The organism is Dictyobacter aurantiacus (assembly GCF_003967515.1).
Classification (GTDB): Bacteria; Chloroflexota; Ktedonobacteria; order Ktedonobacterales; family Ktedonobacteraceae; genus Dictyobacter; species Dictyobacter aurantiacus.
This window is the reverse complement of the sequence record NZ_BIFQ01000002.1, coordinates 1006542-1030223: the sequence shown is the minus strand read 5'-3', so window position 1 is coordinate 1030223 and position 23682 is coordinate 1006542. Positions and strand designations below refer to the sequence as shown.

Below are 23682 nucleotides of genomic sequence, written 5' to 3'. Positions count from 1 at the left end.
TGAAGCAGCAAAAGAGAGATATGAAAAATACCACCGTATCTACGTGGCGACAGCCGTTTGTACGCGATCGCTTTACCGTGCTGGCTTATGCCTTGCTGGCAAGCTTTTGTTATTTACAGGCCTCACCTGGCCCTCTGGTCCCATTCTTGCATGCGGAGATGCATCTCAACTATACCATTGATAGCCTGCATATGAGTGGTATCGCGCTTGGCATGATTGTGGCCGGCCTGCTGGCGGACCGCGTTTCCGCTCGCTGGGGCCGCCGATTGACGCTTTGGGGCGGCGCCTCTGGTCTACTGGTTGGTGCCCTGTTGCTCATGTTCAGTCATCATCCCGCGATCAGCATTTTCAGTATGTTTGTGATTGGTCTGCTGGGCACCTTTTTGATGGTGACGGTCCAGGCTTCCTTATCCGATCACCATGGCGAGCACCGGGCGACGGCGATTACCGAGGCCAATATGATTGCCAGTCTGGGCGCGGGCCTTGCCCCTATCTGCCTGGGTGGCATGATACTGCTGGGCGCTGGCTGGCGCGGTATGCTCTTTGTTCCGATGGTGATCGTGTTGCTACTGGCCCTCTGCTTTTTCAGGGTCCCGGTGCCCGAGGCCCGGACGTTCACACGTAAGCGAGAGTTCAGTGGACGTGTGAAGGTGCCGGGCGCTTTCTGGCTCTACTGGCTGGCGATGGTAATGGGGGTGGCCGCCGAGTGGAGCGTTTCTTTCTGGGGCTCCGGCTACCTGATCAACGTGGTCGGCATCGAGCGCACCAGTGCCGCGACCCTCATGAGCCTGTTCTTCCTGGCTGCCGTGATCGGTCGCTTTATCGGAAGCCATCTGACCCGGCGCATCAGCGTCGAAAGGTTGCTGCTGCCCGTGTTGATCGTGGCAATGCTGGGCTTTACCCTGTTCTGGCTCGGCCCATCGGTTCCATTGCACGTCATTGGCCTGTTCGTCGCTGGCCTGGGCATCTGCAATCTTTTCCCGTTTACCTTCTCCGCCTCGGCCAATCGCATTCCTCAGTATGCTGACCTGGCCAGCGCTCGTTCCGCGCTGGGGGGTGGACTGGCCATATTCTGCGCGCCTCTAGTGTTGGGACGCCTGGGGGACATGGTGGGCCTGCGCAGCGCCTATAGCGTGATCCTGGGCCTGTTTGTGTTGATGGGTGTATTCATGGTGCTGGCCGCCCGCGTTACTGTAGATCGGTCCTCTACGATGATCGTGCCCCCGGAAGATACCCTCGCGAGTGATGCGACCATGGAGAACGGCGACCTCAGCGTAGATCCTGTATAGCTTATGAGGATATAAAGTACCACTACGGAAATGACATCGGACGTCATTTCCGTAGTGGTACTTTATAAGTCGCGTCTCATTTCTATAAATTCCCGCTCACCATATAGTTCGCTTCGCTGTATATAGCTCCCACTCCGCCTGAAGCCGACCTTCTCGTATAGGTGAATAGCCCGCTGATTAAAGGGCAGCACAAAGAGGCGAACCTGCTCGGGAGCAAAGTGTTCTCTGGCGAATTCCAATATGGCCGTCACGAATGCCGTCCCAAGGCCCTGGCCGGTCAAATCTGGTCGTATACCCAGGCCAAGGGCAATCGTCTTCTGATCCTCGTCGTAAATGGCCGGGGCAGTGCTCGACCAGACCAGGGCCGAGGTGCCAAAGCAGGCGAAGCCAATCAGTTGTTCCTCTTCATCTTTGACCGTGTAATGTGGACTACGCGGGTCCAGCATTTCAGCCAGAGCATCATCGATATCAGCATCCACCATATTATAGATGTCGTATGGTGCTTCATAACGCCATTGAGCTATGAGATGCACATCCTGTTCGGTCATGGGTGAGAATTTAAAGGTCATCTTTTTACTTTCTGCTTGAAACACTTTGTTTATTCGCCACGCATGGCGTGATCGATGGTAGAGGGGGTGGAGGGCAGGAAATGATCCCAGGCGCTGGTCTGCCAGTCGTCAACGCGCTCTCCTTTTTGGATCCAGTCGGGAAGCGGTATCAACAGATGTTCGGAGAGGGAGGCGAGGAACGGTTCATAGGTGCTGCGAATCTCTGCCAGTCGTCGCTCTGCCGTCTCCTCATTAGTGAAGACCAGACCGGCTTCAGCCAGCTGCTCGCGCAGTGCAATGAAGTCTTCTGATGATAGTCTTTTGCCGTCCCGGACCGGTGGTGTGCCATAGGTCTGCGCTAGATCGACCGCAGCATGGCGCGCGATGGCAAAGGTAAACTTCATCGGTTTGACCGGTAGATTCTCAATGCCGATCAGGGCCAGGGCGCTGGCATCCAGTACGGTCGTGAGGGCGGCTAACCAGGATTGGCGTTCATGCTGCGAGCGGTAGTAGGTCAGGACCGGGTATGAAATATGGCTTTCAAGCAGCTCGGCGCACCATTTTTCCCATTCGCGCATGAACTGGAGGAGCTCGTCTGGAAAGTGGCTATGAGAGTGCCTTTTGAGCAGCTCCAGCGCCGTTGGAGGGGAGCCCGCTCGCGCATCCAGCAGGGTGATATTTGTTTCGCGGCGCGAAAAAGCCTGATAGATGACGGGCAGGTAGCCGATAATCAAGGCCAGGAAGGCCAGCCCAAATCCCGCTTCTATGGCGACCAGCCCTCTACCCATGCTGGAAAGGGGGATGACATCGCCCAATCCGAGTGTCACAAAGGTGGTACCGCTCATGTAGACATAGGTGGCGAAGGAAATGGATGTATCGGGTGAGTGGAGCGGTGAGATCAGGCCCCATTGTAGCAAAGCAAAGCTAAAGACGAAGCCGGAGGCCCATACCGCCAGCAGGAGTAGCAGGGAGAGGGGGCCGTAGTAACTTAAAAATTGGCCGCGCCGGCCGTCGGGACGCATTTTGCGCGCCAGAGCCGACCATAATTGCCACGTAGCGCTGTAAAAGAGCCGGGTCAGGCGAAACTTTCGTGCTACTCGTCTCGGCAAAACCACGGTCTCAAAGCCATCTTGCGCAATCACCAGAATAAGTAATATGCCGATAATGATTGCTATAATCCGCATAGGTTGTCCTCATTTATACTGCTTGAGTTATTGGTTACATCTCTATCATCGTATGCGCCACTCTTGAGCTTTCTCACCCACGGTACTCATGAGCCAGTTTTATGCTGGTGCATGGAGTGCGCATCCGCGCACTCCATGCACCAGCATAAAACATAACGGTGCGGACGCGTGTGTGGGGGCACTCACTTGTCCTCATTGTGACGAGTGTCAAACACATTCTAACATCTTTAACCAATTTCAGATGTATTGTATTCACCTTGAGGATAGCTTGTCTAGCTACTCAAGTGAGATCACTTTGTGATGCCAGTTCGGGGTTTTTGCGCGCCATGGATCGTCTTTTATAGTAAAGACAGTAATTTCTATCTACTTGAGGTATGCTATGACTACCTGGTGTGATGCCGCTACTGCTGTACAGGCCGTTTCATCCGGCAATCGCGTCTTCATTCATGGCGCATGTATGACGCCGAGCCCCTTGATCGATGCCCTGGTCGCTCGTGGTGATGAGTTGTTTGATGTCGAGTTGACCCATCTGCATACATATGGTCCTGTTGCCTATACTGATGAGAGGTGGCGGGGCCACTTTTCGACCCGCGCTCTCTTTGTGGGCGAGAATATGCGCCAGGCGGCGAATAATGGACGCGCAAGCTATACACCCGTTTTTCTATCGGATATTCCGGCTCTGTTTGAGCCATCTGGTTCACTGCCCATCGATGTGGCGTTGATTCAGATCTCGCCTCCCGATAGCCATGGCTATTGTTCGCTGGGCGCTTCTGTGGATGTGGCGCTGGCGGCGACCAGCCATGCACGCGTGGTAGTGGCGCTGATCAATCCTCGTGCGCCGCGTACGCATGGCAGCGGCTTTGTGCACATTTCGACCATTGATTACGCGGTTGAATGGGACGGACCTCTGTATGAGGTGATGCGGCGCCGTCCCGATGATGTGCAGCTGCAGATTGGGCGTCACGTGGCTGGTTTGATTGAGGATGGGGCTACGCTGCAGCTGGGCATCGGCGCCATCCCGGACGCTGTTCTGCAGGCCATCCGTGATCATCGCGCTCTGGGTGTGCATACAGAGATGTTCTCAGATGGCATCCTGGACCTGGTGGAGCGTGGCGTGATCACGGGTGAGAAGAAGATTATTGATCGTGACAAGATCGTGGCCAGCTTTGTGGTGGGTTCGCGCCGCTTGCTGGACTTTATCGATGATAATCCAACCGTCGAGATGCGACCGGCTGATTATACGAATAATACGGCTATTATTCGCCAGTTTGAAGGCATGGCGACGATTAATAGCGCGCTCCAGGTGGATCTGACAGGCCAGGTCTGCGCGGAGTCGATCGGTACTCGTTTCTATAGCGGAGTGGGCGGGCAGATGGATTTCATGCGTGGGGCGGCCCTGGCGAAGCGGGGCCGCCCCATCATCGCCCTGCCCGCTACGGCGCGCGTCCCACGTGGTGATGAATTGTCGGCCTCCGTGTTGGATACGCTGCCGGGTCTGCTGAAGCCGATCGATAATGTGGCCTCGCGCATCGTTCCCATCTTGACGCCCGGAGCGGCCGTAACGACCTCGCGCGCCCACGTGCATTATGTTGTCACTGAATATGGCGTGGCCGCGTTACATGGTCGAGATCTCGCTGAACGGGCGCGGAGCCTGATCGCGATCGCTGCCCCACAGTTCCGTGAAGAACTGGAGCGCGCCGCCTATAACCTCCACCTGTTGAACTGAACGCACAATGATCCCCGGCTTCCCTACCAGCCGGACAGCCGGGGATAAATTTCTACCAGTTTTTGATCGCTAACCGGCGTTATCCTGCCCCTGCACGATTTCAAACAGGAACCACTTGCGGCGTTCGGCCTGGTCCAGTAATTCCTCCAGCGCGTTGGCGGTCGCGTTGTCATGATGGCTCTCGATGATCTCGATCGCCGCTCGCAACATCTGTGCCATATGGGCGTTATCATTCATCAAGCGTTTAGCCATCTCACCCGCTGGCACGAACTCATCATTATCATCCTGAATCGTTTGCAACTGGCTGATGTGCTTGATGCTGCGGATCGTGGTGCCGCCGATGCGCCTGACACGTTCTGCCATTACATCGATTGATGCCAGGATGTCCTCTGCCTGCTCGTCGAATAGCAGATGATAATCGCGGAAGTGCGAGCCCGCCAGGTGCCAGTGGAAATTCTTGGTCTTGGTGTAGAGGGCAAACGCATCAGCGATCAACGGATTTAGCACTGTGACTACGGATTGTACCTCTTCTGGCGTCAGGTCGGTTACGGTCGCGAGTTGGGAAGCGATCGCTTTTTGCTGGGTAGCGGTATGCCTGCTGGTTGGTTTCTCTTTTGTTGTCATTGGTGTTACCCTTTCTCAACCTTCAGATGCACATCCTGTGAAGCGGTTTTATCTTACTTCGCTATCAGCTTTCGATATGTGTTCATTACACGACCTCAAAATGAGATGGGTAACAGGGTGCTTTTCCGCTTTAGCTTGCTGTTCAGAGCATAGATTTTATATGTCACCCTTGTATCGCTAGATTGTCGCAACTTTGTCGCAATATCTGAAATAGCTGTTTCAAAGGAGGGACAGGTGTTTGTCTCCGGCTACTTTGAGGTTATAATTGTGTTAACACAACAGGAAAAGATAGATAGAGGGATAGATAGATGCCAACGATATTGCTGGTTGAAGACGAGGCAGATCTGGCCCAGGTCGTTTTGCGCGAACTGACCGCCTCTGGCTATGCGACGCTCCATGCCAGTGATGGTCTGAACGCGGTCAAGGTGCATAATAACGCGCGGGTAGACCTGGTGATTCTGGACTGGATGCTACCAGGATTGAACGGTCTGGATGTATTGAGGCAGATCAGGCAGGTGGCCTCTACCCCCGTGCTGATGTTGACGGCCCGTAGCGAAGAGGCGGATCGCGTAGTCGGCCTTGAGGTCGGAGCGGACGACTATCTGACGAAGCCTTTCAGTGTACGTGAGCTCATCGCCCGTGTACGCGCGCTCCTGCGCCGCAACGAACTGATCCTACAGACGCTAAATGCTGATCGGAGCGATGCCGCTGCCATGCTGGTGCGGGGACCGCTCCAGCTTAATCCGCAGACGCACGTAGCAACCTTGCATGGCTCAACCCTGGATCTGAGCCCGACCGAGTTCAACCTGTTGCAATTGCTGCTGCGCAGTCCTGGACGCGCCTTCAGCCGGGCCTATCTCATCGAAACCCTCTGGAGCGAAACCTATATCGGCGGTGACCGCTCGGTAGACAACGTCGTGCTGCGCCTGCGCAAAAAACTCGGCAAAGTCGGCGATGCCATCGAAACCGTCTGGGGCGTCGGTTACCGCCTCAAACAAGAAAGCCTGACATAATAATAGCAGGGAGGTGCGGGATGGGCGGCGAGCCCCTCCTGCCGGGGTTGGCGGGGTGTCCCCGCCCATCTTCTATCCCTGGGTAAGGAATAAAATGGTGCCTTATGATGAATAAGCAAGCATGGCGACAAACCCTTTTGATGCACGTCACGGTGGGGCGGGCTTTGTTAGAGATGCTGATTATTCAAAGCGCTATGGCACTGATCCTTCCGGCGATCTCACCGCTTACAGGTAGCCGTAGTATTCCGATCAATGGATATGGAATCCAGTTTTTCACACTCTATTGCCTGTTCTCGGTTCTCTGTCTGGCTTTCCGCTGGCGCCTGCGGCCTGCCCAACGTACCGTCTGGCAGCAACTACTGACCGAGATCGAGGTCACGGGCGTCTTATCATTTGAGCTATTTTTTAGTGCCTGGTTTTTTCTCTGGCTCTTTCATCAACTCGATTTCCTCTCCCTGGTGAGTGTCTCGGAGGGCAGCCAGATCGGTTTCTTCGCCGTTACTTTACTGGGCTGTATAGGCTTCTTCTCGCTACGTATCGTGCTGCATGCGCTGGCGTTCTGGGATCGTTTACGTCTGAAGCGTTTGCGCTGGGAGGTTACACATTCACATCTGATGGTCGTGGTTATCGGTTCCGGCATTATCAGTGCTGTGATTGTGCTGATCCTTCTGGCGGTTGATTTCAGCACACTTTTTACGGATACACGCCCGCTCTACCTGATCATCTCTTTTCTGTTCGCCATGTTTATGTGTACTGTTTTTACTATTGCCTGTGTCTTGCCGCCTTCCATCCTGTCCTCCTATATCTTTACGCGCCGCATTACCAGAAGGATCGAACAGCTGGCACGGGCGACCAGCATGCTGCGTAGCGGCGATTATAGTATTCGTGTGAACATTGAGGGCGAGGACGAGATCGCCCATCTGCAGGCCGACTTTAACGCGATGGCTTCGGCTCTTGAGCGAACCATGCGGGAGCTGAAGGAGGAACGCGACAATGTGCAGACGCTTCTCAATGCGCGCCGCGAGTTGATCGCCAGCGTGTCACATGAACTGCGCACCCCGGTGGCGACGGTGCGTAGCTACCTGGAGTCCAGCCTGGCGAACTGGCAACAGGATCAGCCGCCGGCTACGCTCAAGCAAGATATGCAGACGATTGAGCAGCAGACGATACGCCTGCAGTCTTTGATCAATGATCTATTTACGCTGGCCCGGGCCGAGGTGGGTCGATTGGAGATGCGCTGTCAGCCAACCAATATCGAGCTCCTGGTGACGCGCGTGGTCGAGACGATTGCTCCTGTGGCGTGGCGTGGTAGCCGGGTGGAGGTTGTCGCTGAAGTGGAATCTAGCAGCCCATCCTTCCCATATGCTCTGGTGGACGGTGACCGGCTGGAGCAGATTCTGCATAACCTGATCCATAATGGCGTTCGGCATACATCTCCCGGCGGCATTATCGCCGTCGCGGCCCAGGCCGATGAGCGGCAGATCATTTTGCAGGTCAAAGATACCGGTGAGGGTATCGCTTCAGACGATCTCGCCAGGATCTGGGATCGCTTTTACCGTGCCTCACATGCTCAGTATGGCAGCGGGACCGGGCTGGGCCTGGCGATTGTCAAAGAGCTCTCCGAGGCGATGGGCGGCTCGGTCGCGGTCGAAAGCGTGCTCGGCCAGGGATCTTGCTTTACTATCTGCATCCCTCGTGCTCAGGCCGCCACCGAGTCAATTGCCGACGGCGTCTTTATGTCCACACAGGACATCAAAACGCGCCCCCTGCCAATACTCTGACGGTTTGCCTGTCATCTCCTCTCGTGCGTTTTCGATTGATCCCAATAGTCTAACGGCCGCGCCAGAGGGTGGGGAACCATGGCCGCGAAGTAGTCCAGCAAGAGCCGATGCACGAAGATGTAGCCGCCGCCTACTTTGCGCAGCAGGATACGCTCCGTGGCGAAATCAAGAAACCTGGCATAATTGCGCGGCATCGCCTGACTACGCCAGAGTAGAATGCGCAGAACGATATGCTGGATGCAGGCCCAGCCACCTATTAAGAGCCCTACCAGCAAGCCGCAGGATGGCCCGATGTAGAGGGCATTGTGTAGCCCAAAGCTCAAAACCTCGTTGACCCCCTCATCAAGCAGTATGTTGAGTTGTTGCCCTGGATCATTGCTTAACAGCATGGCCAGGCCCTGGCTGAACAGGTAGTAAGCCCTGGTGAAGATGAGTAGCATTAAGATATGGATGCTCCAGGTGGCAAACGTGCAGATGAGACCCACAATAAAGCCATTGCGCGCCGAGCGCCCAATCCCCTGGTTGGGGGTTAGTCTACGATGTTCCTCAAGCCTGTGATTGGAGAGACCATTTAACAGGCCTAAAATAAAGCCATAACTTAATCCAATACTTAAGCCGGTACTGAGCCCAAAACCGAGGCCAACGAGGGCGCGATAAATAAGTTCGGCGTCGTTCCCAAGGGTGAGCAGGTTTTTGAGCTCAAAGCTCAGGCTGCGCGCCAGCGCTACACTGGGGCCAAAGATCAAGGCGTTGCTGAGACCAATGCTTAATCCAACCAGCCCACTTACCAGCAGGCTCTGTTTGATATAGCGGGTGCTCAATAGCCCTTTGAGCAGGTTTTTTGGATGCCAGGTAATAATCTCCGTGAGCTGGATGGTTGGACTCCTCTGCGAGAAGAAGAGCAGGAGGAGCAGGGAGATCAGCGCGAAGCTGATACCGATGATCGAGCCGAAGCCGATACCGATGATTGGTCCGATCAGGAAGCCAAAGCTGAGCCCGGTGCTCAGGCCGATTAAGGTGCCGATGAGGACACTTTGCTTAATGAGTGTATAGGTTCTATGCGTGCTTTTGGTGCTGGGTACGGGCGCCAGTAAAATACTTAACAGCGTGCTGGTAATGCCAAGGGCCCCCCCGACTATGATGCCTTTGAGCGGATCATACCAGGTATAGCCTCCAGGTATGAGAATGGTGATCAGGGCAATACCTACGCCATTGCGTGTGGGTCCATTGCTGATGAGCCTGTTCAGCCAGCCAGATACGCCCCGCCTGACCGGTAAGATGGTTGATTCTGGTAGCGGCTCAAGTGTTCTGCCACTCAGCAGACCTCCCAGTAATCCTCCCATCAATCCATAGATGGCACGTATGGTGATGGTTAAGCTTCCCAGAAACAGGAGGCTGACGACCAGGCTGATCAGGATGCCGACGCAACTACCAATCAATTGTATGGCCAGGCGCTCATAGATGCGCTGCGTGCGCGGCTCCTCCAGCCAGTCTGGTTGGATGTGTTCGATATAAAAGACACTTTGATTCTGTCGCTTCATCTGGCGGGCGAGATAGGCCAGCCAGTGGATGGTCTGGGCCGGTGGATGGCTGGTGGACGTGCCGCGGCGTGTGAGCATGCGCTGGACATAGGTGGCGAAGATCTGCCGCCGCTTGTTCTCTAAGGTATCGTTTTGCAGGATCTCGTCCAGTGGCATGCCGTGATAAGCCAGGGCGAGCACGCTGAGCATCAGAGGGGTTGTCGCCAGTTCTTGTAGATAGAAGTCCTGCTGGAGCGCGATTCTTAATGCTTCCAGGGGCCTGCCAACGTTTTTGAGATACTGTTCGATCTGGCGGGGGGCCAATGGTTGTATGACCACCGCCATCTGCAGGCTCAACTGTGTGGATAGACTGTGGTATTCTGCGCTGCGGCTGCATACTACGATCGGTACCATCCCATGTTTCTGGCGGAACGTGTTGATGGCGTCGATGCAGGTGGCCCTGTGGGCGGCGTTGACCTCGTCAAGCCCGTCGAGAAGGAGCAGAATATCTTCGGTATCGATCCAGTTTTGCCCGACTTTGCGCGGCACCTGGTATTTGTCATGAAGTTCATCAATTAACCAGTCGCGCAGCGGCAGGCGCCTGGCAGCCCATGATGAGAGGTTGAAAACGACGGGCAGGAGGTGATGCTCGTCTTGCTCGGCCCGGTTGAGCAGGTGACGCGTGAGTTCCAGCATCAGGGTGGTCTTCCCGGCTCCTGGTTCCCCTAATATGAGCAAGGCGCCATCGGCTTCGTCGTAGACCTGCGTGATCGAGGTGTGCGCGGGTAACGTTCTTTTGGCCTGCGCCGATTCCTGTAAAAGATGCCATGGATTAATTAATGCATCAGGCCTTGTCTGCAATCCTAGTTCGATCAGCGTGGCATGATGCAGCGAATGTTCGAGCACATCTGTGATCCAGAAGCGCCTGACACGCTTGAGGAGATGCAGACGGTTATTTTTCTCCTGTGGCGAGTGGGCGGCTCTTGTATTTCTGAATACCGGGTTATCAATACCTGGTCCTGGCGGCGCATAATACAGCGGCGGCATCTCTCTTTCTGGTATGAAAGGCTGATGCTGAACGCTGTACGTTCTACTCTCATGCTGTGAATATCGTCCCAATAGTCCTGTGCGTGGTATCGCTGGCCGTTTGGCATCGCCAGGTATGCGTAGCAAGGTCTCTTCACCACCTGCTACCGTCTTGTACATATCGTCTTCTCCCATCCCTTTCTCCCTCCTTACACATTACCCTCGAGGTGCTCCCCCACCCTGCACCCTGCTGTTGTACGGTGTTTGCCTACGCGCTCATTGAACGATGCAAGAACATTATAACATGCTGACCGTTGTTACGTCTTTGTTGCTCCTATTTTTCCTATATAATATCACTTTTACATCTTGTATAACTGGTATAATATTCCTACTCACTTATGAAATCGTTTTGAATTATTGTATATTATATTCAAGCGCAGAAGTATATTGATAACTTAATGTATGCCAAAAATGAATTTCGTCAAAAATTATAATGTTATATGTAGTTTGTGATCTTTTTAAAGGGGACGTGATTGATGATAGGAGAGGGGCATAAGACAACGGTTGGCATACCTCAGCAGGCAATTCCAGCTTCCTGGTACCGCGCCCTGACATTGCCTGAGCGCATTGCGTTATGGCGGGCTGATAATGAGAAGAGGGTTTCTTTAGATCAGCGCAATACCGATCTGGCGGCGAGTAAGCTGCGCTGGTGGAAGGAACTGCCAGCCTTTCAGCAGGAAGGCCAGTTTGCTCAGCGTCTGGCAATTGATGGGTTGGTGGAAGAAGATCTCCTCTATCTGCTGGCCGAACCTATCGAGGCGGTACGGCAGCGATTTGCGGGCGATCTGACCTGGCTGGATAAGTTGCAGCAGGCCTTTTCTATGGATGATAAGGATATGCCGTGCCCCCTTCCTCCTATGCGACAGGAAGAAGGCATAGACCTGCTCGCACGCGCGATTCGACCCCTTTTGCGAAGCGCCTGGAAGCGTGTCTATGTAGAGATGCAGATTCTGTTGCAGCGTCAGCAGAATCCGCCGTTCGATCCCCTGGTTGTGATGACCCAGCTGTTTCAGTGCCTACCAGGTCAGCTGTTCCTCAAAGTGAGCAAGGTGCTGGCCCTTGAACTGAACGTCATGCGCCTGGAGGGGCGCCTGCGCGGTGAGACTCCTGAGGAGCGCTTCGCTTTTTTTGCCGATTGGTGTAGCCAGCCGCAGGTGATGCTTTCGATCCTGGGCCGCTATCCGGTACTGGCCCGTCAGCTGATGACCCATCTTGATCAGTGGCGTGAGACGTCGCTGGAGTTCCTGCAGCGCTTATGCGCCGACTGGAGAGAGATCTGTACCCTCTTTTCGCCCGATGCCGATCCCGGCTTTCTGATTGAGGTGCTCAGTGGAACGGGAGATGTTCACCGGGGAGGCCGCAGTGTTTTTCTGCTGTGTTTCCATTCTGGCTTGCGCCTGGTCTATAAGCCTAGATCCCTTTCGATTGATACCCATTTTCAGATCCTGCTGCAGTGGTTGAATGTGAGAAGCAAGTTGCCTCCGTTCCGCTTATCGCGCCTGCTGGATAAGGGTACATATGGATGGTGTGAGTTTATTGAAGCCCATGATTGTAGCGAGCCCGAACAGGTGGAGCGTTTTTATATTCGGCAGGGAGCCTATCTGGCCCTTTTGTATATGCTATCGGCGACCGATGTACACGCGGAAAATCTGGTGGCTGCCGGCGAGCAGCCGGTATTGGTTGATTTAGAGGCGCTGTTTTGTCCACGTATTCGTTGGCAAGAAGATCGGCCATCTGTCCGGACCGAGTTCGATGATGCGTTGCAGTCGTCGGTACTCTCGGTGGGTTTGCTGCCCTATCGCTTCTGGTCAAGTGAACGGGCGCCCGGCATGGATATGAGCGGTATGAGCGAGCTACAGGGTCAGGTAGTTCCGGTGGCGGTGCCCCGGTGGGCTCAGGTGGGAACGGATCAGATGCGCATCGTGCGTGATTTCGCGACTATGGGTGGACGCCAGAATCGCCCGCGTTTACGGGGTCAGCCAGTAGATCTCTGTTCTTACCAGCACTGTATCGTGTTCGGTTTTGTCTCTATGTATCGATTGCTGGTTGAATGTCGCGAAGAGTTGTTACAGACCATGTTGCCACGCTTTGCGCGTGACGAGATACGCGTGATTTTACGACCGACGATGGCCTATAGCCTGGTATTGCAGGAGAGCTTCCACCCCGATGTGTTGCGCGATGCGCTCGATCTCTATCGTTATATGGATCGCCTGTGGACGATTACACGTCAGCAGCCATATATGACCAGCGTCATAGCGGCCGAACAGGCGGATCTTCTCTCTGGCGATATCCCTTTCTTTCTGACACGGGTCTCCAGCTATGACCTCTATACGAGTCGGGGTGAACAGGTGAGGGACTTCTGCTCCCATAGCGGGATGGATATGGCTGTGCGACGCCTGCAGAAGCTGGATGATACCGATTTGATGCGGCAGGTGTGGATTATTCAGGCGTCACTGGCTTCTATTACAGAGCAGGAGCTGCATTTCCAACCTCCTACCCTGCAACTGCGCACGCCTGCCGCGCCTGCGACTCCTGAGCGTTTGCAAACGGCCGCTCGTTCGATCGGCCGTCGCCTGGATACCCTTTCATTTCATCAAGGAGACACGCTGAGCTGGCTGACCCTGACACCGGGACGGCATCGCGAGTGGTATATTGGTGCCGTGGGTTGTGACCTTTATAATGGGCTGGCGGGCCTGGCCCTGTTTCTTGCCTACCTGGGCAAGTGCGATGGGCACGAGGAATCAACCACCCTGGCGCGCACTATTGTATCCTCTCTGTGCCAGCAGTTGGAGTCGTCACCGTCGGTCCCCCTGTTGATGCAGGACGTGGGGGGATTCGCGGGCTGGGGATCACTGCTCTACCTCTTCTCCCACCTGATTGTACTCTGGAACGAGCCGTGGTTGGTAAGCGGGGTGGAGCGCGTGCTTGAACAGATCGAGCCGTTGATTGAGCATGATCAGCAGCTTGATGTAGTTCATGGTTCCGCTGGCTGCCTGTTGGCTTTGCTGAGCCTGTACCAGGTTCTGCCTACAGCACGTGTGCTGGCGAACGCGATCCGTTGCGGCGATCATCTGCTGCAAACTCTGCATCTAACTTCACCAACGGCATCAGTAGCCGCTCTGCTCCAGAGGGGTCTGTTAACCGGATACGCCCACGGGGCTGCCGGTATGGCTTTAAGCTTGATGAAGCTCTCCGTCGCCTGTCAGCAGGAGAGATTTCGTATAGCTGCTAACGCTTTGCTCTCTTTTGAGCGCCAGTTGTTCTCAAGTACCCACAATAACTGGCCTGACCTGCGGCCCGAGTCGACTGCGCGGGGAGCGCATGAGACGGACGAGGGTACCTCGTCGCGTTTTGTGGTGGCATGGTGTCACGGCGCCGCTGGTCTGGGCTTGAGCCGAATGGAGCTGTTGCACTATGACGATAGCGTTGTAATGCGCCAGGAAGTGGAGATAGCGCTTAAAACAACATTGAAGGAGGGATTTGGCTTTAATCATTCGCTCTGCCATGGGGACCTGGGCAATCTAGAATTGCTCCTGACTGCGACACAACGTCTGGGTATGACTGAATATTTGGAGCCGCTGGCCCAACTGACCGCGATGCTGCTGGAATGCGGCGAGCGTACAGGTTGGGTAAGTGGTCTTCCTCTCGGTGTCGAAACTCCAGGGATGATGCTGGGACTGGCTGGTATCGGTTACGAGTTGTTGCGCCTGGCGCAACCTCAGTCCGTGCCGAATCTGCTTCTCCTGTCTCCTCCCACGCGTATGGTGGCTGAATGAGGCCGTCGTCATGGGGATTTGACGCATTTCTTGCTTGTGTCTCTGGCTGTAAAGCCACTGGTTATACGTACTGTTGTAGCCCATATGTTGTAGTGGTGGAATACTTTGTTTATTTCCACACAGAAAGGATGTTCCCATGTCTTCTATAGACGTTGTGCGCGCCTGGACGGATGAAGCATATCGCCGCAGCCTGGAGCCTGCTGAATTAGCGCAGCTACCGGCCAATCCGGCGGGCGAAATTGAGCTGATTGATGCTGATCTGGCGGCGATCTGTGGCGGAGACGGTATTAGTCTCGGCATCGGTATTGGCATCGGCGTTGGTATGAATCGTCCGCATGAACAGCAGTTTTCTCTTGGTTGTTCGGCTGACTGCCTGAAATCGTCTTATTGCTTTACATTTGGACCCTGTTGTTAGCATGCGGCCGCGTCGATCTGTTCCAGAGATCAATGTATTGCATCTGTGGTATCGTTCATTTCGTCCTGTGCGGATGCACCCTGTTGTAGCCGCACAGGTCTTGTATGCTGTCGTCCAATGCGCTCAGAAAAGAGATTCCCTCTTTTAGTGCACGGTCTTGTCGGTCTGCTCAGCATGCAAGAAGTTGAGCACATGTTTATTGAACAGAGGAGCCTGCTCAAACATACATACATGTCCTGCGCGGGCCAGTATGATAAGCTGGGCCTGGGGAATCTCTTTGATGAGCAACTGCCCCAGTTCCGCCGGCACGAGGGTATCGTGTTGACCCCATATAAGCAGGGTCGGCATGCTGAGGGCGCTGATATGCTCATGATCTCCCTGGGCCATGAGCTGACGGGCCGCGTTAAGAAGGGTCAGGGGACCGGTACGCATGGCATCGTAGGTGAGGATGGGCCAGAAGGCCGGTGAGGTATGGGTGATACCCAGACATAATGGGAGGAGATAGTGGCGCACCTGGCGCGCGGGCGGTATAAACGCCGGCGCTACCAGAACCAGTTTCCCTACCACTTCTGGACGCCGCGCAGCAAGCTCCGTACAGATAAAGCCTCCCATGGAGTGGCCGATAAAATGCGCCTTCGTCAGCTCGATCTTCTCCATCCATTGTATGAGCCATGAGGCGGTCTGCCTCAGATGGAAGTGCTGACGGTGCTGGCGCATCGAGCCAAACCCCGGCAGATCGACAAGGTAGAGGCGGTAGTGTTGTGCCAGAGGTGCGATATTGCGCGTCCACCAGTAGCTAGAGGCACTGAGCCCATGCACCAGCACAATCGCCTCCCTGGACGTCTCCTGCCTATCCCCTGTCCTATCTACCATCTGATAGTGTACGGGACGTCCCTCTACAAAAACCGTATGATTGCTGATCTCGCGATACATCTTCATACTATATATGTACACCCGCACATATTAAAATGCAAGCATCATGCATAATGAGTCTTGTTTTTGAGCCATCCCCCCGATTTTTGGGAAGATGTTGTAACGCAACCAGGCCCCCCTATTTATTTTTTGAGGGGGTGATGCAATGTTGTGAGGGGGTGCAATTGCACCCCCTCACAACATTGCATCACCCCCTCAAAAAATTCAAGTTGAGCGCCGCAGGCGCGTAGTGTCATGGCCGCAGGCACAAAAAGCAGCCCTAAGAGCGCCACACATCGCTATGTGCCGCTCGCCATCAAAGGCAACGAAAACCAGAACGAAGTCCCCTTCCCTTTCCGGCTGGTAACTCCTACCTGGCCATGATGGCGCTCGATCAACACCTGGCAGATATGCAGGCCCAGGCCGAGGTTGACCCCCGTGGCTTTTTTATCCCTGGCCTGGTTGGTACGATAATAGCGATTCCAGATCTGCTTTTGCTCTTCCTTTGACATCCCTTCGCCGCGATCGTGTACCCATACGCGCGCCTGCGAGTCATCTGCCGTTATCTCTACGGTGATGGGCGCATCGGGATCTGAGTATTTGAGCGCGTTGCTGATATAGTTCGCCACTACCTGGCTGATGCGGTCACTATCCATGAGCACTGGTATGTATCGCTGCTCTGGCAGTATCAGGGAGATAGGATGGTTGCCCTCGGTATAGTGTAGATCATCGACCGTTTCCTTGACGACGCTGATAAGGTTGCCTGGCTGCATAAATAATTCGAGCCTGTCGATTGCCAGCCTGGAAACGTCCAGCATATCGTTGATCAGGCGGTTTTGCACGCGTGTCTGGCGTAATGATTGTTCCAGCAGCTTGTACAATTTGTTGATCATCACCTCTACATCTGAGGGCAATTTATCGGGACGCTCCTGTAGGAAGCGCTGGATGCGGCGCTGGGCGAGTTGGACGCTACCATTGATGGCGGTAAGCGGCGTGCGTAGCTCGTGCCCAACAATGCTCATGAACATCTCTTTTTGTTTTTCGAGCTGTTTTTGAGTCCTTAAATCAACGACGATGATGGCGCAGAGGTGACGCGTGTTGTCTACAATGGTACCCGCTATCATGACGGGTACGCGTTGCCCATGCTTGTCGCGATATTCTTTTTCGAACGGCATGAAGACGCCGGTCTCCTGGATATCTTTGACTGCCTGATCATCGATGCTTCTGTATTCATCGGGTGTGACATTGCGCCAGTTTAAGCGACCAGTAGCCACATCTTCTTGCGTATAATCAAGCATTTCCAGCAGTTTATCATTGACCTCGACAATTTTTCCGTCCCGTTCGGCCAGCATAAAACCAATGATATTAGCATCGATCAATGCCTTAAATTTGTGCTCGCTGGCGCGTAGAGCGATTTCTGTTTGCTTGTGGGCCGTAACATCATTATAGTTGACTGATAGACCCTCTGGAATAGGATGGAGGTGAACGTCATACCAGCACCGATGCGGAGCGAAAAAGGTCTCAAAATGGATGCTTTCCTGGGTGTGAATGGCCTCTTGAGCTTTTTCTTCAAAAATGGTGTTTTTTAAGCTGGGAACGCTTTCCCAGATATTGTGCCCAATCAGATCGTCGGCTGAGCGGTGGATCAACCTGGCGGCCTGCTGATTTACATATATGAAGTGCCACTGTTTATCAAGTAGAAAGAAGGAATCTTTGAGGCTATCCAGGATGGTGTGGAGATAGTGGTTTGAGGCATGGAGCCTGTGCTCTTTCTGCTTTTGCCTGGTGACGTCGATAGCTATCCCCATCATTTTGATAGGACGACATTGTTCGTCAAAGTAAACGCGGCCCTGGACCTCGATCCAGTGTTTGTGCTTACATGAGTCGGTAAGTATGTATTCATCTATGTATTTATGCCCCGTTTTTAAAGCTTGCTGCAGGACACGTTTGGTGTTAGCTGGATTGGCGGCCTGAACCGTCTGCATCACTTGCGGCCCATTAGGAGGATTTTCCCGCGGCTGGTGATCGAACGCGGATAGTATCTGGTCGCTAAGATTCTGCTGGTCGTCAAGGACATTCCAGGACCAGAAGCCAATGTTTTGGACGCAAGCCGTCAAGTTAACGTGGTCCTGTAGCTTTTGTTCCGGTTTTTTTATGGTGGTGATATCCTGGTTGACTATTAAAATATGATCAGGGTAGTCTGTATCGTCCTTGAGAATGCTCTGGCGGCTCTTGACCACTACTAACTTGCCATCACGCCTGGTCTGGAGTAACTCACCTTCCCACTGATCTTCTTGTAATAGCTGGTACATGCTATCAGAATTTTTTTCGTTGGGCTTGCTTTGAAGCAATTCATGATAGAGGCACCCGATAACTTCTTGTTTTGTCCATCCGTATAGTTCTTCTGCGCTACCGTTCCATAGTTGGATGTGCTGTTGAGGATCGCAGATGATCATTGCATCACGCGACATCTCGATGAGCCTGATGTATGTCTGGTCTTCAATGCGCCGGCGTGGAGCCTGTTCACATGTGACCAGGTTGTGCCGATCTAGTTTTATCCCTGCTTGCGAAGGAGCAAGGAGTGTTTTTTCTTGCTTCAATGCCTGCCTCGAAACTATATCTGAACAAGATATTATACATGGACCAGTTGTTGTCAACGTATTGTACCACGGAATTGCCAATTTGTGTGTTTTTCATTGCTCTATAGGTTGTGATTTATGTGTAGAATGTACATAAAAAAACAATCCGGTTTGTCATCCGTTGGCGCGTACCTTCCAGGTTAAATACTTTTGTTTTGGAATGTGTCTGACTCTCATGATCATCGCCTGCGGCCTGCGCGAGGTTTCGCACCTGCAGTGCTTACGTGTCCCTTGTATGGTAGTGCCGTGCACGCGGAGGCCTGTGCGGGGGCGCTCATCTTCACCTGCCAGGCGAGGGGAAGATATTACCTGCTTCTGGCTTCTTTTAGTACTGGTGCTTTAATTTATGCTGTTGATGAGGTATGATAGAGATGGCTCAATTAGTCTCCCGTTATGGTGGGTAGCTGATCCTTGTTGGGTGCTCGCTTCATTATTTGTTTGTTGCCAATATTTCCTTATGAGTGTTCATGATATGCTTTGCCGGCATTCTCAATATTAAGCTAAAAAGAGTGCGCAATGATCAATATTTTACAACCTCAGAAACGGCCGCATCGACAGCAACGTAGTTTGATTGTGCATTTGCGCAGGCGGCTCTTCATATCGATCGCTTTCCTGGTATGCTGCCTGCTTTTGAGTTCCTGGGCCAACTTCTATGTCTCCCAAAATCAGCGGCAATTGGGCGATCAGCGCGTGGCATGGCATGATAATGTTAATGGCCTTTTGCAGGCGATGATCGATCAAGAGACTGGCCTGCGTGGCTATATCGCTACTGGTGATGCGTCGTTTCTGCAGCCATTTAATGATGGTCAACGGCATTTTGCCTCCTACGTGCAGCAATTAAAAAATGCGAGTGCCGCAGAGGGTTTTCATCAGACCGAACTGGCGGTGACTCGTGTGGAGGATCGCGTAACGCATTGGACCTCTCTGTATGCTGATCCGCAACTGCAGAATATGCGTAATGGGGACCTGAAGGCGGCTCGCGCCGATAAGATTAACGCTCTGGGCAAGGGGTATTTCGATGATGTGCGCTCATCGGTGGCATTGCTGCAGACGACCAGCGATAATGACCTGGCAAGTTTGCAAAGTCAGGTTCTGACCAGGAACTGGCTGTTTTTGGGCCTGTTGATCGCGTTGACGCTCGTCGTTTGTGCTTTTCTCTGGAATACTTTTCGCCTTTATATCGCTGTACAACGAGAGCAGCTGGATAATTTTAAGTTTGCGGCTACCGCTTTTCGCGATGGTGATCTGACGGCACGGGTACAGGAGAGCCGGGATAGCGAGTTTAATGAGATTGTGCAGACCTTTAATGGCATGGCGGATGTGTTGCAGGAGCAGCAAAGCGTGTTGAAGGATCGCGATATTCTGGAGCAGGTGATGCAATTGAATACGTTGCTGGCTGGAAGTCTCGATCTCGCCGATTTGATGCAGCATTTCTTTCAGAAGTTGTTGGATCTGCTGGACGTGCAGATCGCGGCTCTGTATTTGTACGATGATGAGCAGAAGCAGTTGAATCTCTTTTCTTCGCGCGGCCTTCAATTTTCGGGCCGGCAGAGCTGTTTTGCTATGGGAGAAGGTCTGGTCGGACAAGTGGCGCAGGTGCGGGAACCCTTGCTGGTAACCCGGCATAGTCCGGCGACCGAGATTTTTTCCATCAAGACTATTGTTGGCGAGGTGCTGCCTTCGACCCTCTATCATGTGCCGCTTGTGCAGGGAAATGAACTGCTGGGGGTGCTGGCTGTTGGTTCCGTGTTTACGATGAGCGAACGGGCACGCAATGTGATTCAGGTCGTGACCAGCAGTCTGGCGACCGCTGTACGCAATACGCAGACGTATGAGCATACTCAGCGCCAGGCGCTGGCGCTAGCTGAATATGCGCACCAGCAGGTGGAGAGTAATCAGGTTCTGCGTCAGCAGCGCGATGAGCTAACCGTGCTGAATGCCGCTCTAGAGGAGGCTAACCGGGTACGCAGCCAGTTCCTGTCTACGATGTCGCATGAATTGCGCACTCCGCTGGCCTCGATCATCGGTTTTAGCCAGATTATTATGCGCTCGGAACAGAAATTTCCCTTGACCAGCCGCCAGCATGACAATATCGAGCGCATCCTGAAGAACGCGCAGCATCTACTGAGTTTGATCAATGATGTGCTGGATCTGGCCAAGATTGAAGCCGGTCGCATGGATATCAATACCTCCGAAGTGAATGTAGAAGAACTACTGAGCGCCGTGATGGATGAGACGCGCTCGATGGCGCTCAATCGCCGTCTGAAGCTGGCTATTTCTGTGGAAGAGGGGATCTCGACGATTGAAACCGATGCGCGCAAGTTGCGCCAGATCCTGCTGAACCTGATCTCAAATGCGCTGAAATTTACAGAGGAAGGCTCGGTTACCGTGTCTGCCGTGCGCCGGCCTGCCGCGAATGCCAATAATGATGCTGGTGGGCAGATCTCTATCTCGGTAACGGATACCGGCATTGGTATTGATCGCGATCGCCAGGAACATATTTTTGAGGCTTTCTATCAGGTGGATAGTAGCAATAGCCGTAGCTATGGTGGGACTGGCCTGGGGCTCTCGATCGTTCGTGAACTGACGGTGTTGCTGGGCGGTAAGGTTGAGATCCAGAGTGAGAAGGGGGTCGGCTCTACATTCACGATCGTGTTGCCGATGCGTCTGCGCGATCAGCGCCTTATTCAGGATATGCGCTTGAATACATTGCTGGACCAGAAGAATACTGCCAGTACATCGCCGGAAAATGAATTGCCGTTGATTGCCGATACCGGGACATTGCGGGTGGTGCGCAATGTCGAGCCCCTGGCGGATGATGCCTATCTGGTAGTTGCGGTTGATGATAATCCTGATGTGCTGCAGTTGATTTCGGCGTCTTTAGAGCAGACCCCCTATCGTGTGGTCGGTGTGCAGGATTCCAGTAAAGCGATCGAGGTTATTCAGGAGCTTCGCCCCAGGGTGATTACGCTGGATATTATGATGCCCCGCATCAATGGCTGGCAGATTCTGCATCAACTGAAATCGAATCCTCTCACCGCTTCTATCCCGGTCATTTTGTTGACTGTGCTGGAGGATCGCTCGGCTGGCTATGTGTTGGGCGCCGATGAGTATCTGGTTAAACCGGTGGCGCGCGATTCCCTTTTACGTGTGCTGCAGCAATTGACTACTAGAGAGCCTGCGCCATTACAACATGCAGCGGCCGAGTCTCAGATCCCTGAAGTGCTATCCACAATCCCTCCTATCAGTGCCGAGACCCTGGTGCCGGGGCAGGATACTGGTGGCGGTTTGAGAAAGCCAATTTTGCTGGTGCATAACGAACCCGATATTTATGGGCTCGTTGATAAATTGAGGGAGAAAACCGGCTATGTATTACAAAAGACATCTGAGGGACAGGATCTACTAGATTTGATCGAAAAGGCACACCCGGACCTTTTAATGATGTTGCTGCATGCTGATGATGGTAAATTCCTGGGAGATCGGTTAAAATCTGTTATAGAGCAATCCTCTTCTTCACCACTTACAGACGATTCTACTGGCCCTGGTGTATAGTAAATGTTTGAGATAAGGAGCGTTATGGATAATCTTGCGCGGGTACCAGCAAGGAAGCGTATTCTGATTGTTGATGATAGTGAAGATATGCGCCAATTGATGCGGCAAATTCTAGAGGAAGAAGAGATCTATGATCTTTTTTTTGCTGAAAACGGTTCGCACGCCATTGAGCAGGCGCTTAAGCAACTTCCTGATTTGATTTTGATGGATATGTCGTTGCCGGGTATGAGTGGCTGGGACGCGGTTGCGCATTTGCGTAAACTCGCGACCTTTCATGAGATACCCATTATCGCTGTGACGGCCCACGTGACACAGGCTGATCAAGAACGAGCGCAGGCGATCGGCTGTACATCCCACCTTGGCAAACCTTTTGATGTGAATGTCGTGCTGGATATGATCGCCCATTTTCTGGCTTAGCCGCGTTTCCCCCTCAGACATAATTGGTCTATCGTGTGGTTGCTGCTGATTCGCTCTGCTCCTTTTTGTTTACGCCTCCTCCTTTTGGATGATAGAAGAAGAGAACGCCTGGCCTGAGATAAATGCTCTTTTTGGGTGATGACAGCCTGTGCATCTGTCCTTTACACTGAACGTATTCGAATATATTTTATCGGGTTATGGCCTGCTAGAGAAAGGATGCGTTCGATGGCGCAACAACTGTCAGGACCACGCGTAAATATGGCCTCGACTGAACAGTTTGTCCATGGCTGGTTGCCACAAACCTGGCAATTGGTGCTGTGGAACCTCTTCCATCTGCGGCGGCGTGGTATGTCCAGGTGGTTAGTGGGCCTCTTCTTTGGCGGCTATGCCCTGCTCTTGATGCTGATGATTATTTCCCATCTGTTCCTGGCATCCAGTTCGGGTCCACGATTGGGTTCCGATCCTGTGGTGGCCCTGGTCTTTCCAGGTTCGCTCCAATTTGCCCTGGGCTATCTGGGCTTGCTGGCTCCTATCTTCCTCTGCATTGTGGCCGGCTCCCTGGTGGGGGGCGACTATACCTATGGTATGCACTGCCAGATGCTGACACGCGGCCTGCGTCGGGGCCAGGTCTTTACCGCTCAGGTCGTAACGCTGGCTCTGGTGGCTTTGCTGGTGGTCGCTTTTGTTATGCTCCTCTCGACGTTGCTTGGCTTTTTGTCTGGCCCGTTGTTCGGCTTGCGACCTGCGTTGCTGACACCTCTGGGTTGGGTCGGCTTTGTACTGACCTGGGTGACGCAATCGTTGCGCTATTTTATCTATATGCTCATTGCTGTGCTTGCCGCCACTATTGGTCGCTCCGCCATTGCCGGTATCGGCTTCTCAATTGGCTATGTCTTTATCGAGTTTCTGGCCACCAATCTTCTTTTTAGTCTGGTAGGCGGATTAAGCGCTCCGATTGGACGGGCGATCGTGGCCTTTGTCAATAGCCTTCCGGGTACGGTATCCAACTCGCTCAACACCTATACAACTTCCTTGATCGCTGGTCAGCCGATGCCCAATCTTGACCAACTTCCCTCGCAACTTGTGATAACTCTGGCATACGGCATCATTCTACTCGCCCTTAGCTATGTTATCTACCAACACAGCGATATCTTCGATTAAATTTTGCCATTTATATACGTTAGATGAAAATATCTTGAT

The 23682-nt window shown here is 53.3% G+C and carries 15 protein-coding genes; 9 read left to right on the top strand and 6 right to left on the bottom strand.

The features are described 5' to 3' along the window. Positions 1-20 precede the first annotated feature (20 nt). Entirely contained in the window at positions 21-1289 is a 1269-nt protein-coding gene (locus KTT_RS29160; RefSeq protein ID WP_160146204.1) for an MFS transporter, read from the top strand. Positions 1290-1351: 62 nt separating this feature from the next. On the opposite strand, the gene KTT_RS29155 is transcribed toward KTT_RS29160, so the two are convergent. Both KTT_RS29155 and KTT_RS29150 read right to left on the bottom strand, forming a co-directional pair. Then, positions 1352-1858 carry a GNAT family N-acetyltransferase gene (locus KTT_RS29155; protein ID WP_218031037.1) on the bottom strand — a complete coding sequence of 169 codons (507 nt, stop codon included), beginning with the start codon at positions 1856-1858 and terminating at the stop codon, positions 1352-1354. Positions 1859-1887: 29 nt separating this feature from the next. Further along, on the bottom strand, positions 1888-3021 hold the full coding sequence (locus KTT_RS29150) for a potassium channel family protein (RefSeq protein ID WP_126601213.1): 1134 nt from the start codon (positions 3019-3021) through the stop codon (positions 1888-1890). Between the two features lie 379 nt (positions 3022-3400). Here KTT_RS29150 and KTT_RS29145 point away from each other — a divergent pair, with 379 nt between their 5' ends. Further along, complete coding sequence (locus KTT_RS29145) at positions 3401-4747, top strand: acetyl-CoA hydrolase/transferase family protein (RefSeq protein WP_126601212.1); 1347 nt, start codon at positions 3401-3403, stop codon at positions 4745-4747. Between the two features lie 69 nt (positions 4748-4816). On the opposite strand, the gene KTT_RS29140 is transcribed toward KTT_RS29145, so the two are convergent. Next, complete coding sequence (locus KTT_RS29140; protein WP_126601211.1) at positions 4817-5371, bottom strand: Dps family protein; 555 nt, start codon at positions 5369-5371, stop codon at positions 4817-4819. Between the two features lie 308 nt (positions 5372-5679). Here KTT_RS29140 and KTT_RS29135 point away from each other — a divergent pair, with 308 nt between their 5' ends. Beyond that, positions 5680-6384 (top strand): response regulator transcription factor, encoded by a 705-nt coding sequence (locus tag KTT_RS29135; protein ID WP_126601210.1) that lies wholly within the window; start codon positions 5680-5682, stop codon positions 6382-6384. A 104-nt stretch (positions 6385-6488) separates the two neighbouring features. Next, complete coding sequence (locus tag KTT_RS29130) at positions 6489-8165, top strand: sensor histidine kinase (RefSeq protein ID WP_126601209.1); 1677 nt, start codon at positions 6489-6491, stop codon at positions 8163-8165. Positions 8166-8176: 11 nt separating this feature from the next. On the opposite strand, the gene KTT_RS29125 is transcribed toward KTT_RS29130, so the two are convergent. Continuing rightward, positions 8177-10906: an NACHT domain-containing protein gene (locus KTT_RS29125; RefSeq protein ID WP_126601208.1), complete on the bottom strand. Its 2730-nt coding sequence runs from the start codon at positions 10904-10906 to the stop codon at positions 8177-8179. Between the two features lie 341 nt (positions 10907-11247). Between KTT_RS29125 and KTT_RS29120 the strand changes: the two genes are divergently transcribed. Continuing rightward, the gene (locus KTT_RS29120) at positions 11248-14547 is read left to right on the top strand and encodes a type 2 lanthipeptide synthetase LanM family protein (RefSeq protein ID WP_235845977.1); all 3300 of its coding nucleotides are present in this window, start codon (positions 11248-11250) and stop codon (positions 14545-14547) included. Positions 14548-14683: 136 nt separating this feature from the next. Continuing rightward, on the top strand, positions 14684-14962 hold the full coding sequence (locus tag KTT_RS29115) for a mersacidin/lichenicidin family type 2 lantibiotic (protein ID WP_126601206.1): 279 nt from the start codon (positions 14684-14686) through the stop codon (positions 14960-14962). 144 nt (positions 14963-15106) lie between these two features. Here the strand turns inward: KTT_RS29115 and KTT_RS29110 are convergent, their stop codons facing one another. Then, a complete protein-coding gene (locus KTT_RS29110) occupies positions 15107-15901 on the bottom strand; it encodes an alpha/beta fold hydrolase (protein WP_126601205.1) in 795 nt (264 codons plus the stop codon). Between the two features lie 272 nt (positions 15902-16173). Then, complete coding sequence (locus tag KTT_RS29105) at positions 16174-18474, bottom strand: PAS domain-containing sensor histidine kinase (protein WP_126601204.1); 2301 nt, start codon at positions 18472-18474, stop codon at positions 16174-16176. 555 nt (positions 18475-19029) lie between these two features. Between KTT_RS29105 and KTT_RS29100 the strand changes: the two genes are divergently transcribed. The 3 genes from KTT_RS29100 (at position 19030) to KTT_RS29090 (ending at position 23643) form a co-directional block, all read left to right on the top strand. After that, positions 19030-22065, top strand: coding sequence for an ATP-binding protein (locus tag KTT_RS29100; RefSeq protein WP_126601203.1), 3036 nt, complete (start codon positions 19030-19032; stop codon positions 22063-22065). 24 nt (positions 22066-22089) lie between these two features. Continuing rightward, positions 22090-22482 carry a response regulator gene (locus tag KTT_RS29095; RefSeq protein ID WP_160146203.1) on the top strand — a complete coding sequence of 131 codons (393 nt, stop codon included), beginning with the start codon at positions 22090-22092 and terminating at the stop codon, positions 22480-22482. A gap of 225 nt (positions 22483-22707) precedes the next feature. Next, positions 22708-23643 (top strand): DUF2705 family protein, encoded by a 936-nt coding sequence (locus KTT_RS29090; RefSeq protein ID WP_126601201.1) that lies wholly within the window; start codon positions 22708-22710, stop codon positions 23641-23643. Positions 23644-23682 lie beyond the last annotated feature (39 nt).

Bases quoted from the DNA above. Each gene is read 5' to 3' on its own strand.
- KTT_RS29160 (WP_160146204.1), top strand. From the start codon at position 21: ATGAAAAATACCACCGTATCTACGTGGCGACAGCCGTTTGTACGCGAT.
- KTT_RS29155 (WP_218031037.1), bottom strand. From the start codon at position 1,858: ATGACCTTTAAATTCTCACCCATGACCGAACAGGATGTGCATCTCATA.
- KTT_RS29150 (WP_126601213.1), bottom strand. From the start codon at position 3,021: ATGCGGATTATAGCAATCATTATCGGCATATTACTTATTCTGGTGATT.
- KTT_RS29145 (WP_126601212.1), top strand. From the start codon at position 3,401: ATGACTACCTGGTGTGATGCCGCTACTGCTGTACAGGCCGTTTCATCC.
- KTT_RS29140 (WP_126601211.1), bottom strand. From the start codon at position 5,371: ATGACAACAAAAGAGAAACCAACCAGCAGGCATACCGCTACCCAGCAA.
- KTT_RS29135 (WP_126601210.1), top strand. From the start codon at position 5,680: ATGCCAACGATATTGCTGGTTGAAGACGAGGCAGATCTGGCCCAGGTC.
- KTT_RS29130 (WP_126601209.1), top strand. From the start codon at position 6,489: ATGATGAATAAGCAAGCATGGCGACAAACCCTTTTGATGCACGTCACG.
- KTT_RS29125 (WP_126601208.1), bottom strand. From the start codon at position 10,906: ATGGGAGAAGACGATATGTACAAGACGGTAGCAGGTGGTGAAGAGACC.
- KTT_RS29120 (WP_235845977.1), top strand. From the start codon at position 11,248: ATGATAGGAGAGGGGCATAAGACAACGGTTGGCATACCTCAGCAGGCA.
- KTT_RS29115 (WP_126601206.1), top strand. From the start codon at position 14,684: ATGTCTTCTATAGACGTTGTGCGCGCCTGGACGGATGAAGCATATCGC.
- KTT_RS29110 (WP_126601205.1), bottom strand. From the start codon at position 15,901: ATGAAGATGTATCGCGAGATCAGCAATCATACGGTTTTTGTAGAGGGA.
- KTT_RS29100 (WP_126601203.1), top strand. From the start codon at position 19,030: ATGATCAATATTTTACAACCTCAGAAACGGCCGCATCGACAGCAACGT.
- KTT_RS29095 (WP_160146203.1), top strand. From the start codon at position 22,090: ATGGATAATCTTGCGCGGGTACCAGCAAGGAAGCGTATTCTGATTGTT.
- KTT_RS29090 (WP_126601201.1), top strand. From the start codon at position 22,708: ATGGCGCAACAACTGTCAGGACCACGCGTAAATATGGCCTCGACTGAA.